A 13,427-nucleotide genomic window follows, 5' to 3' on the forward strand; every position below is an offset into this window, starting at 1 on the left:
GCTCCGTCCTCCGGTTATTTCTCCTGGCCGTCGCTGGTCCGTCTCACATTGCTTTCCATGAACCGGTTATAGCCCAGCCAGCCCATGTTGTCGCCTGCGCCCTTTAAGATCTCGGTCATGGTCTCCAGCTTGGCATCGGCGTTGTCGGCCAGATTCAGGGCCAGCGCCTCGATCAGGGCCGGTTTCTTGGGAGATCCGTATTCCAGCTCGCCGTGATGGGCCAGGATACAGTGGATCAGCTCATGCTCCAGCTTCTTTGGGAAGCCAGGCATGGCGGCGATCCTCTCCTCCAGCATCTGGACGCCGATGATGATATGGCCCAGGAGCTGTCCCTCGTCGGTATAATCGTTCTCCGGGAACGCAGACAGCTCCTTTGTCTTTCCGATATCATGGAACATGGCGGCCGTTAAGAGCAGGTCCCGGTTTAAGGCCGGATACTGTTTACTGAAATAATCGCACATCTTCACAACGCTTAAGGTGTGCTCCAGAAGCCCTCCCACAAAGCCGTGGTGAACGCTCTTGGCCGCAGAATGGAAGGAGAATGCCTTCATAAAGGCAGCGTCGTTCATGAAAAAGCCGGCGGCCAGCTTTCTGAGGTGCTCATTCCGGATGGTGGTGATATACTGGGTCAGCTCATGCTGCATGGTCTTTACATCCTTGGAGGTCACCGTCAGATAATCCCCAGGCCTGTATTCCCCCTCATCGGCCTTGCGGATCCGCTTTACGTTTAACTGGAAAGCCCCCTGGAACACTGTCACGTCTGCATCCACGAACACATAATCCATAGCCGCAAACTCATTGATCCCCGGAGAATTCAGCTCCCAGATCTTCGCGTCTACGGTCCCCGTCTTGTCCTGGAGGGTCAGAGATCCATACTCCTTTCCGTTTTTTGTCAGTGCGATCTGCTTTGTCTTGCACAGATACACCTCGGATATGTGAGCGCCCTCCCGGAATGTTTCGATATATTTCATACTATAATTTCTCCCTTCTTCAATCTCCCGCCGCTTTTCCGGTATCCTCAATACCGGACAGCAGCCCTTTATATGCCGGATCCGTTCTCCCAGCCCCGGACATCATGAGCCAGGCGAATCACCTGGCTCCAATGATCACTTTGTATTCAATTTCCTTATATTCTCCCAGTCCCATTCTCTGGACCGTCACTGTGGCCTCGGTCCCGGCCGCCTGGTCCTCCAGACATGCCTGGTAATCCCGGATGGAGCAGATCTCCGCTCCCTGGATCCTCGTCAGGATATCCCCTGCCTGGATCCCGGCCAGGTATGCCGGACTATCGGCAATGGCCTCTGTAATATAGAGTCCCTTGGGGATCCCCTCCGCCTGCATGGCCTCGCTGACGTCCTGGCCCTTTAAGCCCATATACGGGATCTGGATCCCATTCATCAGCTTCTGGAGGTTTCCTTTATACTCAGATACCGGAAGCGCAATGGTAAACCCCTGTCGGTCCTCTGCCCCATAAAGCTCTGTGGCCCAGCCCACCAGCTCTCCAGACATATTTAAAAAGAAGGTCCCTTTTCCAGTCTCGCAGCCGCAGTCTGTGTAAAGAACGCGGGTCTGACCATCGGCGGTCTGCACGTTTCCAGCCACATAGGAAACAGCCCCCTGCTTTACGGAATGGACGATCCCCGCAGGGCTTCCCACGGCAATCACCAGGTCTCCAGTTTCCAGACTATACGAATTTCCCAGCTCCACGGCTTTGATACGCTCCCTTGCGGCTTCCTGCACCTCGGCTTCCGCCACTGATACCACCGCCAGACCACCCAGGCTGTCCTTCTGCTTTAAGGTTCCCGCCGCCGTACCGCCGTCTTTAAAAACGACCCGGAGGGAATCCGCCTCCTCCACCGCCGCAGCTTCTGTCAGGATCATGATCTCCCCACGGCTTATGGACAGGATGATCCCCGCATACTGGCCGGTGCTCTCCACCGGATTGTCGAACCAGTCCACCTGGTGCTTTACGGAAGATACGGTCACGACACTCTGATCGGCCTCCCTGCCGATCTCCTGGAGGACCTGGTTCATGCCCTCCACCTTGTCCCTGGTCCAGTCGAAGGTCTCCAGCTCTTTTTTTACGATCCCTTCGATCTCCTCCCGGGCTGCCTCCGACTGGCTCTCCGGCGGCAGGGATTCGCTTTCCGCCGTCTGGGTCTCCTCCTCTTTTCCCGGTTCATCCCGCTCAATGGTAATGGTAGGAGCCGGAGTCGTCTCCGGTTCCTTTCCCAGGAACCGTTCTGCCAGCGGCCTTGAGGCTGCAAAGCTTACTGCTGCCACGACCCCGAAAATGACCGCACTTAAAAACAGCCGGAAAACGCGGACCGCAGTCTGCCGTCTGCTGAGCGGGGGCTTTACGATCTTTTCCCTCATGAATGGTTTTTCATTGGATCTCTTTTCGTCTGGTGCATCGGCCATATCCCATAAAACTCCTCTCCTTTCCATTATAGTTTTTTTGCTGGGTTTATGCAACAAAAATATCTCTAGGATATTCCATTGCTTTGTGTTATACTTTGGTAAATGGGCAAAGTCTCTGCCCGCTGTTTTGAAAGGACCTTTTTATGAACCAGAAAGTATTAAAAACCTTAGAATATCATAAGATCATAGAAAAACTGACCGAATATGCCGCTTCGGAGCCAGGGAAAAGGCTGTGCCGGGAGCTGGAGCCGTCCTCGGACTTTGAGGAGATCGTCCAGGCCCAGGCAGAGACCGCCGATGCCGCCGCCAGGGTCCGCCAGAAGGGAAGTGTTTCCTTTGCCGGGATCTCCGACATCGGCGGCTCCCTAAAGCGCCTGGAGATCGGAAGCTCCTTAAGTATCCATGAGCTCCTGGCCGTCAGCTCTCTTCTGACCTGTGCCGCCAGAGCCAAAAACTATGGCCGCCGCCAGGAATCTGAGCTTCCCGACGACTCCCTGGACGAGATGTTCCGTTCCCTGGAGCCGCTGACCAACGTAAACAACGAGATCACCCGCTGCATCATTTCCGAAGAAGAGGTGGCCGACGATGCCAGCCCGGGACTGCGCCATGTACGCCGCCAGATGAAGATCACCGGAGACCGGGTCCACACCCAGTTAAATGCCATCTTAAATTCCAGCCGCACCATGCTCCAGGATCCGGTGATCACCATGCGGGACGGCCGCTACTGCCTGCCCGTAAAGGCCGAATATAAAAGCAGCTTCCAGGGCATGGTCCACGACCAGTCTGCCACCGGCTCCACCCTTTTTATCGAGCCCATGGCCATCATTAAATTAAACAACGAGCTGCGGGAGCTGGAGATCCGGGAGCAGAAGGAGATCGAAATGGTGCTGGCTGCCCTCAGCATGGAGCTGGTCCCCTATGTGGAGACCATCCTCATAAACCTGAAGCTTCTGACAAAGCTGGACTTTATCTTTGCCCGGGCCGCTCTGGCCAGACATTATAACTGCTCCATGCCGAAATTCAATAAGAACGGCTATATTCACATCAAGGACGGCCGCCATCCGCTGCTGGACCCGAAAAAAGTGGTCCCCATCAACGTGTATCTGGGAAAGGACTTTGACCTGCTCATCGTCACCGGCCCCAATACCGGCGGAAAGACCGTATTCTTAAAGACCGTGGGGCTTTTCACCCTCATGGGCCAGTCTGGCCTCCAGATCCCGGCCTTCGACGGGTCAGAGCTGGCTGTATTTGACGAAGTATTTGCCGACATCGGAGACGAACAGAGCATCGAGCAGAGCTTAAGTACCTTCTCCGCCCATATGACCAATATCGTGAGGATCCTGGAAAAGGCCGACAGCCATTCCTTATGCCTCTTTGATGAGCTGGGGGCCGGAACAGACCCCACCGAGGGCGCAGCTCTGGCTATTGCCGTGCTGTCCTTCCTCCACAATATGAAATGCCGCACCATGGCCACCACCCATTACAGTGAGTTAAAGGTCTATGCCCTGACCACTCCCGGCGTGGAGAACGCCTGCTGTGAATTTGATGTGGAGACCTTAAGGCCCACCTACCGTCTGCTCATCGGCATTCCGGGAAAGAGCAACGCCTTTGCCATCTCCCAGAAGCTGGGGCTTCCCGATTTCATTATCCAGGATGCAAAGTCCCGTCTGGAGGAAGGCGACGAGGCCTTTGAGGACCTGCTGGCCAGCCTGGAGGAAAGCCGCGTCACCATCGAAAAGGAACGGGAGGAGATCGCCTCCTATAAATCGGAGATCTCCCGGTTAAAGAGCCGTCTGGAGCAGAAGGAGGAGCGGTTTGACGAGCGGAAGGACAAGCTGATCCGAAACGCCAACGAGGAGGCCCAGAGGATCCTCCGGGAGGCCAAGGAAACTGCCGACCAGACCATCCGCCAGATCAATAAGCTGGCCCAGTCCTCCGGCGTGGGAAAGGAGCTGGAGGCAGAGCGCACAAAGCTTCGGGAAAAGCTGGACAAGGTCGATAAAAACCTGAGCCTTAAAAATGAAAAAGGCCCGAAAAAGACCATTTCTCCAAAGAAATTAAAGATCGGGGACGGGGTCAAGGTGCTGACCATGAACTTAAACGGCACCGTCAGCTCCCTGCCCAACGCCAAGGGCGATCTGTATGTGCAGATGGGGATCCTGCGGTCTCTGGTGAACATCAAGGACCTGGAGCTTTTAAACGAGCCGGCCATTTCCGGTCCCGGTATGGATCTGATGAAAAAGAACAATACCGGCAGCGGAAAGATCAAGATGTCCAAGTCCTTCTCCGTTTCCCCGGAGGTGAACCTGATCGGCATGACCGTGGACGAGGCCATTCCCGTACTGGATAAGTACCTGGACGATGCCTACCTGGCCCACCTTCCCAAGGTGCGTGTGGTCCACGGACGGGGGACCGGCGCCTTAAAGGCCGGGGTCCATAAGCATCTGAAAAAACTGAAATACGTGAAGGAGTTCCGGCTGGGCGATTTTGGAGAAGGCGATACCGGAGTTACCATTGTGACATTTAAGTAAAACTGACAGGGAGGAACATGGAATGGTTGATAAACAGAGGATCCTGATCGTGGACGACGATGCCAATATCGCGGAGCTGATCTCACTGTACCTGATGAAGGAATGCTATGAAACAAAGATCGTGGGGGATGGGGAATCGGCGCTCCGGGAATTTCCTTCCTTTAAGCCAAACCTGGTGCTGCTGGATCTGATGCTCCCGGGGATCGACGGCTACCAGGTATGCCGGGAGCTGCGCACCGTCTCCCAGGTCCCCATCATCATGCTTTCGGCCAAGGGAGAGATCTTCGACAAGGTCCTGGGGCTGGAGCTGGGAGCCGACGACTATATGATAAAGCCCTTCGACTCCAAGGAGCTGGTGGCCCGGGTAAAGGCCGTCCTGCGCCGCTACCAGGCCGGTTCCTCCGCCGTCTCCTCTGTGCCGAAGCAGCAGGGAGAGTTTGTGGAATATCCGGATCTCGTCGTAAACCTGACCAATTATTCCGTGCTCTATAAGGGCCGTTCCGTGGACATGCCGCCCAAGGAGCTGGAGCTCCTTTACTTCCTTGCGTCCTCTCCCAACCAGGTCTTTACCAGGGAGCAGCTCCTGGACCATATCTGGGGGTATGAATATATTGGGGACACCCGCACGGTGGACGTACACATCAAGCGTCTCCGGGAGAAGATCAAGGACAACGAATACTGGTCCCTCTCCACTGTATGGGGGATCGGCTATAAATTCGAGGTAAAACGATGACACATTCCCTGTACACCAAGTTTGTCCTGGGCTATCTCCTGTTCGGCCTTCTGGGCTTTGTCCTCATCGCCACCTTTTCCTCCCACATGACCCATGAATATCTGGTTCGGGAGCGGTCCGATGCCATGTACGATGAAGCCAACCTCCTGGCCTCCACATACAGCGATATTTACCAGGGAAAGACCATCTCCCTGGATACGGCCAACCCGCAGCTGGAGGCCGTATCCACCTATCTGGGGGCCTCTGCCTGGGTCCTGGACCATAAAGGCGCTGTGGTGGCCGAGACCTCTCCCGCCTCCCATTCGGGAAAGACCATCGAGGGCTTCGATCCCACGGTCACAGGAAACAAGTCCTATATCATCGGGGACTTCTTCGGCATGTTCCCCGGCGAGACCTTATCGGTACTGGCCCCCATCACCGGAAATTTCAATACATACGGCTATGTAGTGCTCCACATGCCCATGGAGCGGATCCTGGACAGCCAGAACCAGATCCTGAATATTGTATACATCACTGCGGCCATTATCTTCTTCCTGTCCCTGATCATCCTTTTAGTATTCACCAGAACTGTGTATTTTCCTTTGAAAAAGATCACCGCTGGAGCCATGGAATACGCCGGCGGCAATCTGGACCACACCATAAAAGTAAAGACCAATGATGAAATGGGCTATCTGGCCGACACCTTAAACTATATGTCCAGCGAGCTGGGAAAGATGGAGGAATACCAGAAATCCTTCATCGCCAACGTATCCCACGATTTCCGCTCCCCCCTGACCTCCATCAAGGGCTATCTGGAAGCCATTTTAGACGGCACCATCCCGCCGGAGCTGGAGGAAAAATATCTGGGGATCGTGATCTCTGAGACGAAGCGGCTCAATAAGCTGACCGAAGGAATGCTCACCTTAAACTCCTTAGACAGCAAGGGCTTTCTGTCCCGCAGCAATTTCGACATCAACCGGGTCATCAAGGACACGGCGGCCTCCTTTGAGGGCACCTGCAGCGCCAGAGACATCGTCCTGGACCTGACCTTTACCGACGACGTACTGATGGTCTACGCGGATCTGGGAAAGATCCAGCAGGTCCTTTATAACCTCCTGGACAATGCCATCAAGTTCAGCCACAACGGCTCCGTGATCTATATCCAGACTGCGCCCCGGTACGAAAAGGTCTTCGTTTCCGTCAAGGACACCGGCGTGGGGATCCCCAAGGATTCCCTGAAAAAGATCTGGGACCGTTTCTACAAATCCGACCTTTCCAGAGGAAAGGACAAAAAGGGCACGGGGCTGGGCCTCTCCATCGTAAAGGAGATCATCCAGGCCCACGGGGAAAACATCGACGTGATCAGCACCGCCGGCGTGGGCTCGGAATTCATCTTCACCCTGCCGCGGGCTGTGAATCTGTGATCTGGACCGAAGGTGTTTATATGAAGAAATTTTCCAATCCCATGCTGCCGCTATGGATCGTAATGTTCACAGTTTTCGTCTTCTTTGTCAAGGGCCTGGAGGACCATGCGTTTCTCCTTCTGTATACGCTGGCGGTCCTCGGTCTTTATTATCTGTCCCGCGAAGACAGGACGCTCACGATCATCATCCACTGGAATCTCCTGGGCATGGCCGCCGGACTGCTCCTCCTCTGGCAGAACTGTGCCAGGTCCCAGTGGGCCATGGCTGGCGTGGCCGGCTTCTGCGTGATTTTCCAGATCATCCGCATCTATAAGCTCATAATGAAATAGCCGCAGACAGCGACTCCGGCACCCGGGACAAAAAAGCGCCGCCCGGCCCATCGCGCATCAGACGCGGGGCTGGACGGCGCTCTGCCGTTTCTAGATCTCTTCTGCAATGTCGTAAAGCAGCCGCTCGGACTCCTCCCAGCCCAGGCACGGGTCGGTGATGGATTTTCCGTAAATGTGCTCGCCGATCTTCTGGCTTCCCGGCTCCAGATAGCTTTCGATCATCACGCCCTTTACGAATTTATGGATATCCGGGGAATAGCGGCGGCTGTGAAGGACCTCCTTCACGATCCGCACCTGCTCCTCGTAGCGCTTATTGGAGTTGGAGTGGTTGGCGTCCACGATACAGGCCGGGTTCACCAGCTCCCGCTCTCCGTAAAGCTGTAAAAGCAGTTCCAGATCCTCGTAGTGGTAGTTGGGGATGCACTGGCCGTGCTTGCTGACCGCTCCCCGGAGGATCGTATGGGCCAGGGGATTCCCGTCGGTGGTCACCTCCATGGTGCGGTAGATGAAATCATGGCCGTGCTGGGCCGCATAAACGGCGTTTAACATAACGCCCAGATCCCCGCCGGTGGGGTTCTTCATGCCCACAGGCACGTCCACGCCGCTGGAGGTGAGCCGGTGCTGCTGGTTTTCCACCGACCGGGCGCCGATGGCGATATAGGACAGCACATCCGATAAATAGCTGTAATTTTCCGGATACAGCATCTCGTCCGCCGTGGAAAAGCCGTAATCCTGGATCGCCCGCATGTGGAGCTTCCGGATGGCCACCAGGCCCTCGTACATATTGGGCTTTTTCTCGGGGTTAGGCTGATGGAGCATCCCCTTATAGCCGCCTCCGGTGGTCCTGGGCTTGTTGGTATAGACCCGGGGAATAAGGATCAGCTTGTCGCCCACCTTCTCGCTGACCCGGGCCAGCCGCTCCATGTATTCGCATACAGAGTCCTCCCGGTCCGCCGAGCACGGCCCGATGATCACCAGGAATTTATCGCTTTCCCCAGTAAATACTGCCGCGATCTCTTTATCTCTTTTCTCTTTTAACTCCACTGCCTCGTCAGACAGGGGAAATTCTGCCTTGATCAGCTCCGGTGTAGGGAGCAGGCTTTTAAACGTAAATGCCATGATGGCCATTGCCTCCCGTTTCTTTATTCTTCCCGGCGTGAAAACGCGCCTCCGATCCCCAGCTCCATCCTGTATTTGGCCACAGTACGCCTGGAAATGGCCATTCCCTCGGCTTCCAGGAGCTTTGCCAGCTGTTCGTCGCTGCACGGGTGCTTCTTGTCCTCCTGGTCCACCAGGGCCTTCAGACGGGACTTCACCGTATTGCGGCTCACATCCTCCCCGGTCTTCCCTCCGCCGGAGATCCCGGTGGTAAAAAGATCCCGGATCAGCAGACAGCCTGCGGGGGTCAGGATATATTTATCCCGGATCGCCCGGCTGACGGTGGATTTGTGGATCTCCCGCTCAGCGGCGATCTCCTCTAAGGTCATGGGCTTTAAGGGCTCCTTTCCCAGGAAATACCCGGCCTGGCGCTTTAGGATCCCTTCTGTGATCCCCTCCAGGGTCCTTCTGCGCTGCTCCACGGCGTTCATGATGAACCTGGCCCGCTTCAGCTTCTCCTCAAAGTAATTCTTTAACTCCTCGTCCTGGGCCGTCTCCATCATATGTACATAGAACTCATTGATGCTGATATTCCCGGCCCACTTATCATTGAGGCTCACGGTCCACTGGCCGTCCTGATAGCTCAAAATGATATCCGGGAACACATACTGGGCCCGGTCGCCCCCGTAGCCGTTTAAAGGCCTGGGATTCAGGTTCCGGATCACATGGATCAGCTTCCGCACCTCCACAGAGGAAAGCTTCAGTCTTCTGGAAATGGTACTGACCTTTCCGTCGGCCACATCCTGCAGATGGTTCCGGATAATGGTGCAGAGAGCGGCCTCCTGCTCCATTCCCAGCACCTGGAGGACCAGACACTCTTCCAGACTTGAGGCAAAGATTCCCACCGGCTCCAGCTCCTTCAGCCTGGAAACGATGTACTCCACCTCAGAAACCTCCGCTTTAAGAGCCTCTGCGATCTCTGACGGCGGGACCGTGAGATACCCGTTCTGGTCCAGGGAATGGATGCAGAACTTCACGATCCTGTGCTGCTCCTCCGTGAGCGTCTTCCAGGGGAGCTGCATCATGATCATATGCTCCACCGACTGCTCCGTATCGTCGGCCTCATAGATCTCCCCACGGGAATCTCCGTCCCTGGACGCGCCGTTATAAAACCGGTCGTACTCCCGGTAAGCCACCGGCAGCTCCCCCTCCTGGCGGCCGGAGGAATATTCCACCAGAGGATTTTCGATCTCCTCATTCTGTAAAAATTCCTCCAGCTCCGTCATGGACATGCTGAGAATGTTTAAGGACTGCATCTGTACCTGGGATAAAACCTGTTTCGTCTGCAAAGATATATCTGTTTTGATCTCCAATGTAACCCTCTCTCCTGTCTTATCTTTCCCCGGCCCGGTACCGTTCCAGAAGCCGGTTGATCCTCTTTGTGGGATTTAAAAGCTCGCTCAAAGAGGAGTCATGGTTTAAGTTGTCAATAATGAGAGCGATATATTTGCTCATATCCACATCGATATAATATGGCTTCGATAAAAGCTCCGGCGTCTGATAGATCAGATTGGTGGTCAGCACCCGGTCGATGACGCCGTTTTCATAATATTCGTCGAATTTCTTAAGGCCGTTGGTAAAAAGTCCGAAGGTGGTGCAGATAAAAACCTTTCTGGCCTTTCTCCGCTTCAGCTCCTTGGCTGTGTCCAGCATGCTCTCGCCGGAAGAGATCATATCGTCAATGATGATCACATCTTTTCCTTCCACGCTGGCCCCTAAAAATTCATGGGCCACGATGGGATTGCGGCCATTGATGATCTTTGTGTAATCGCGGCGCTTATAGAACATGCCCAGATCCAGTCCCAGCACGTTGGCAAAGAACACAGCCCGTCCCATTCCTCCCTCGTCGGGGCTGATGACCATCATGTGGTCGCTGTCGATCTGCAGGTCCTTTTCATGCTTTAACAGATGCTTGATGAACTGGTAAATGGGCTGCACCGTCTCAAAGCCCTTTAAGGGGATCGCATTCTGCACCCGGGGATCGTGGGCGTCAAAGGTAATGATATTCTCCACGCCCATGCTGGTCAGCTCCTGGAGCGCCAGGGCACAGTCTAAGGATTCGCGGCCCGTTCTCCGGTGCTGGCGGCTCTCATAAAGGAACGGCATGATCACGTTGATCCGTCTCGCCTTTCCGCCTACGGAGGCGATCACACGCTTCAGGTCCTGATAATGATCATCCGGGGACATATGGTTCTGGATCCCGCTTAAGGAATACGTCAGGCTGTAATTACACACGTCCACCAGGATATAAAGATCGTCGCCGCGGACGGATTCCAGGATCTCGCCCTTGCCCTCGCCGGATCCGAATCTGGGAGTCCTGGCCCCGACAATATAGGAATCCCTCTGGTAGCCTGCAAACGCGATGGTGGACTTATGCTCGCTTTCCCGCTCGTTCCTCCACCCGGTCAGCCAGGCGTCTACCTTTTTTCCCAGGGTCTCACAGCTCTTTAAGGGGATCAGCCCCAGAGGGCCCACCGGGATCGTCTCTATCTGTTTTTCTTCGTAAAGCATATTTTTCCTCCATTTTTCTGCGCTGAACTACATTTTATAACAAAATCCGCCGTTTCGTCAACCTTGTTTCCCATAACCGCGCCGCAGAAGCCTGAGATCCTCGCCCAGAAGGGGCAGGACCTTGTACTGGCTCATGATCCGGGAGGTGACCCGTTCCGTAAATTCGTCCTGCATCCGGCTTAAGGCCAGATTGGTGGAGATAATGGTGCCCAGCTTTTTTGTAAGCCGCTCGTTGATGCAGTAAAAGAGCTGGGAGGCCGTAAAGGTATTGATGAGCTCCGTCCCCAGGTCGTCAATGATCAGAAGGTCACAGTCCAGGATATAGGCCGCCCGGTCCCTTACCTCCTCCCCGTCCCGGCCGCCGAAGCGGCTTTCCGACAGGATATCGAACATGTCTGTGGCCGTCAGGTACACCACCGAATAGCACTGTCTTAAAAGCTCCCGGGCAATGCAGTTGCTGAGGAAGGTCTTTCCGCAGCCAGTGCTCCCGGTGAACAGGATACTTCCCTTTTCCCGGCCAAAGTTTTCCACATAGGCTCTGCACTCGCCGATGACCATGGACATGTAATCGTACACCGTCATTCCCACCCGGCCGTCGATCCGCTCCCTGTCATAGTATTCCATGGAAAGGGTATCGAAATTCTCCCGTTCCAGCACTTCCCGGATATTGGACTGGTCATAAAGGACCTGGATCTCCATCTGGCGGAAGCAGCGGCATTTTTTTCCGTCTGCAAAGCCTGTGTCCCGGCAGCAGGGGCAGTGGTACTGCATTTCCATATAGTCGTCCGGATAGCCCGCCCGCTGCAGGTATTTTCTCTTCTGCTCCTTCAAAAGAGAGGCTTCCTCTTTGAAGGCCCTGGCCCCGTCCTCGTCCCCCTGAAGCTTTCTCCTGGCCGCCTGGGCCATGGCGGCGGCGATCTCATCCGTCAGCGCCTCCACCTGGGGGATCCTTTCATACACCTCCCGGATCCGCTCATCCTGACGGCGCTTATTTAAAAACTGGCGCTGGTTGTACACCCGCATGATGGCGTCAAACTGGGAATTACTCAGTGCCATCCATTCTTCCTCCCTTCTGCTGTCTCCTTCTCATATCTTCCCATACATAATCCTCATAATTATAGGTCCGTTCCTCAAAGTTCTTAAACCGGTTGGAACCGGCGGGCTTTCTTCCCGTCTCCTGGCCTCTGCCGTTTCCCGGCTCCCGCCGGTCCTGTCGTTTCGACGCCTGCCGCCTCCGGTCCAGCTCCTCCACGTCCCCCAGGGTCTTTACCCCGGCTTCCTTCCAGCCAGTGAGGATCTTGTCGGCATAGGGAAAGCTGGCCGTTCCTGTGGCCTTTATGGTCCTTCCGCAGGCCTCTGTCACCAGCTTACAGTCAAAGCCAAACTCCTTAAACCACCGCTTCATAAATTCTGTCTCCGCCGTGGCCGGGCTCCGCCCTGTGATCCCGAAGGCCTTCATTACTGCCGATGTGTCCCGGGAATACCGCATGGTGTAATCCCTGGCCTCCTCCCTGGTATGGATCCCCATCTGATACCAGTTTAAGGCCACCTTCTCAATATACCGGATGCTGGAATGGCCGCCTCCGGCACAGTACTCCGCCAGATACTCCAGAAGATCCCCGGACATCTTAAGGCCGTCGTAAAAAAAAGCAAACTTTTCACATTCGATCTGGGTAAAGGTCTTGCCCAGATACTGCTGGACCGCGTATAAAAGGGCTGTAAACTCCTCATCCCCGGAAAGGCGCTCCATACGGTCGCAGCTGTTTCCCTCCTCGGGGATCTCCACATCCCTGGCCGCCGCCGCTTCCTTTTCCGCGCTCTGGCGGGACTCCGGACGGCCTCCGTCTCCCTCCCGCTCCAGAAGGCCGGCTTCCTCCCAATAGGCCAGGGCACGCTTCACGTCCGCCTCTGTATGGTCCAGGGCGTCGGCAATGGCAGACACGGTGACCTCCTCCCCCTCATGGCGCAGCAGGTAAAGGAATACCTTCACATATTCCCCATTGGCCGCCGTCATATATGTGTCGATAAATGCATTGGATACCACAGTCCCCTGGAATGCCATTTTGTTTTTCATCCCTAAATTCATGATCCTTCACCCTCACAACTTTCCTGTTTCCATCATAACACAGCTCTACCCAAAAGGAAATAGGCGGAATCATCCACAATCTGGATTGTGGATATTGTGGATAACGTGGATAAGCCTGCGGCATAATCCTGGGGAATTTCCACGAAAATTGTCGTATCCCTTGTATTTCCTAACTTTTCCACATTTGTCTCTTACCAGTTATGTAAATAAAAAAATCCACAGGGTTTTCTTCGGCTAACTGTTGAAAACTCTGTG

At 54.9% G+C, this 13,427-nt stretch carries 11 protein-coding genes; 4 read left to right on the forward strand and 7 right to left on the reverse strand.

Annotated elements, in window-relative coordinates:
- Positions 1-14 precede the first annotated feature (14 nt).
- Both OCV69_RS04595 and OCV69_RS04600 read right to left on the reverse strand, forming a co-directional pair.
- Positions 15-971, reverse strand: a complete 957-nt coding sequence (locus OCV69_RS04595) for a 3'-5' exoribonuclease YhaM family protein (protein WP_158357901.1) — start codon at positions 969-971, stop codon at positions 15-17.
- A gap of 118 nt (positions 972-1,089) precedes the next feature.
- A complete protein-coding gene (locus tag OCV69_RS04600; RefSeq protein WP_022274093.1) occupies positions 1,090-2,421 on the reverse strand; it encodes a S1C family serine protease in 1,332 nt (443 codons plus the stop codon).
- A gap of 143 nt (positions 2,422-2,564) precedes the next feature.
- Here OCV69_RS04600 and OCV69_RS04605 point away from each other — a divergent pair, with 143 nt between their 5' ends.
- The 4 genes from OCV69_RS04605 to OCV69_RS04620 are packed head-to-tail and all read left to right on the forward strand — an operon-like array spanning position 2,565 to position 7,417.
- On the forward strand, positions 2,565-4,952 hold the full coding sequence (locus tag OCV69_RS04605) for an endonuclease MutS2 (protein WP_158357897.1): 2,388 nt from the start codon (positions 2,565-2,567) through the stop codon (positions 4,950-4,952).
- Between the two features lie 22 nt (positions 4,953-4,974).
- On the forward strand, positions 4,975-5,685 hold the full coding sequence (locus OCV69_RS04610) for a response regulator transcription factor (RefSeq protein WP_022274091.1): 711 nt from the start codon (positions 4,975-4,977) through the stop codon (positions 5,683-5,685).
- Positions 5,682-7,088 carry a HAMP domain-containing sensor histidine kinase gene (locus OCV69_RS04615; protein WP_158357895.1) on the forward strand — a complete coding sequence of 469 codons (1,407 nt, stop codon included), beginning with the start codon at positions 5,682-5,684 and terminating at the stop codon, positions 7,086-7,088. The genes OCV69_RS04610 and OCV69_RS04615 overlap by 4 nt, the downstream gene beginning before the upstream one ends.
- Positions 7,089-7,108: 20 nt before the next feature.
- Positions 7,109-7,417 carry a hypothetical protein gene (locus OCV69_RS04620; protein WP_158357893.1) on the forward strand — a complete coding sequence of 103 codons (309 nt, stop codon included), beginning with the start codon at positions 7,109-7,111 and terminating at the stop codon, positions 7,415-7,417.
- A gap of 90 nt (positions 7,418-7,507) precedes the next feature.
- Here OCV69_RS04620 and OCV69_RS04625 read toward each other — a convergent pair whose 3' ends face one another.
- Genes OCV69_RS04625 through OCV69_RS04645 form a run of 5 tightly spaced genes read right to left on the reverse strand, consistent with a single transcriptional unit; the run spans position 7,508 to position 13,172 of the window.
- Positions 7,508-8,536: a 3-deoxy-7-phosphoheptulonate synthase gene (locus OCV69_RS04625; RefSeq protein ID WP_158357891.1), complete on the reverse strand. Its 1,029-nt coding sequence runs from the start codon at positions 8,534-8,536 to the stop codon at positions 7,508-7,510.
- Positions 8,537-8,559: 23 nt separating this feature from the next.
- Entirely contained in the window at positions 8,560-9,888 is a 1,329-nt protein-coding gene (gene rpoN / locus OCV69_RS04630; protein WP_158357889.1) for an RNA polymerase factor sigma-54, read from the reverse strand.
- A gap of 19 nt (positions 9,889-9,907) precedes the next feature.
- Positions 9,908-11,086, reverse strand: coding sequence for a ribose-phosphate pyrophosphokinase (locus OCV69_RS04635; RefSeq protein ID WP_022274087.1), 1,179 nt, complete (start codon positions 11,084-11,086; stop codon positions 9,908-9,910).
- A gap of 57 nt (positions 11,087-11,143) precedes the next feature.
- Entirely contained in the window at positions 11,144-12,142 is a 999-nt protein-coding gene (locus OCV69_RS04640; RefSeq protein WP_022274086.1) for an ATP-binding protein, read from the reverse strand.
- Positions 12,129-13,172: a DnaD domain protein gene (locus OCV69_RS04645; protein ID WP_262563001.1), complete on the reverse strand. Its 1,044-nt coding sequence runs from the start codon at positions 13,170-13,172 to the stop codon at positions 12,129-12,131. Before OCV69_RS04645 ends, OCV69_RS04640 begins: the two co-directional genes overlap by 14 nt.
- Positions 13,173-13,427: the final 255 nt, after the last annotated feature.

Origin of the sequence: Alitiscatomonas aceti, assembly GCF_025567195.1 — a bacterium.
GTDB classification, from domain to species: domain Bacteria; phylum Bacillota; class Clostridia; order Lachnospirales; family Lachnospiraceae; genus Alitiscatomonas; species Alitiscatomonas aceti.

What these genes read in the sequence shown, in the direction of transcription:
- OCV69_RS04595 (WP_158357901.1), bottom strand. Translation starts at nt 971, where the DNA reads ATGAAATATATCGAAACATTCCGGGAGGGCGCTCACATATCCGAGGTG.
- OCV69_RS04600 (WP_022274093.1), bottom strand. Translation starts at nt 2,421, where the DNA reads ATGGCCGATGCACCAGACGAAAAGAGATCCAATGAAAAACCATTCATG.
- OCV69_RS04605 (WP_158357897.1), top strand. Translation starts at nt 2,565, where the DNA reads ATGAACCAGAAAGTATTAAAAACCTTAGAATATCATAAGATCATAGAA.
- OCV69_RS04610 (WP_022274091.1), top strand. Translation starts at nt 4,975, where the DNA reads ATGGTTGATAAACAGAGGATCCTGATCGTGGACGACGATGCCAATATC.
- OCV69_RS04615 (WP_158357895.1), top strand. Translation starts at nt 5,682, where the DNA reads ATGACACATTCCCTGTACACCAAGTTTGTCCTGGGCTATCTCCTGTTC.
- OCV69_RS04620 (WP_158357893.1), top strand. Translation starts at nt 7,109, where the DNA reads ATGAAGAAATTTTCCAATCCCATGCTGCCGCTATGGATCGTAATGTTC.
- OCV69_RS04625 (WP_158357891.1), bottom strand. Translation starts at nt 8,536, where the DNA reads ATGGCATTTACGTTTAAAAGCCTGCTCCCTACACCGGAGCTGATCAAG.
- OCV69_RS04635 (WP_022274087.1), bottom strand. Translation starts at nt 11,086, where the DNA reads ATGCTTTACGAAGAAAAACAGATAGAGACGATCCCGGTGGGCCCTCTG.
- OCV69_RS04640 (WP_022274086.1), bottom strand. Translation starts at nt 12,142, where the DNA reads ATGGCACTGAGTAATTCCCAGTTTGACGCCATCATGCGGGTGTACAAC.
- OCV69_RS04645 (WP_262563001.1), bottom strand. Translation starts at nt 13,172, where the DNA reads ATGAATTTAGGGATGAAAAACAAAATGGCATTCCAGGGGACTGTGGTA.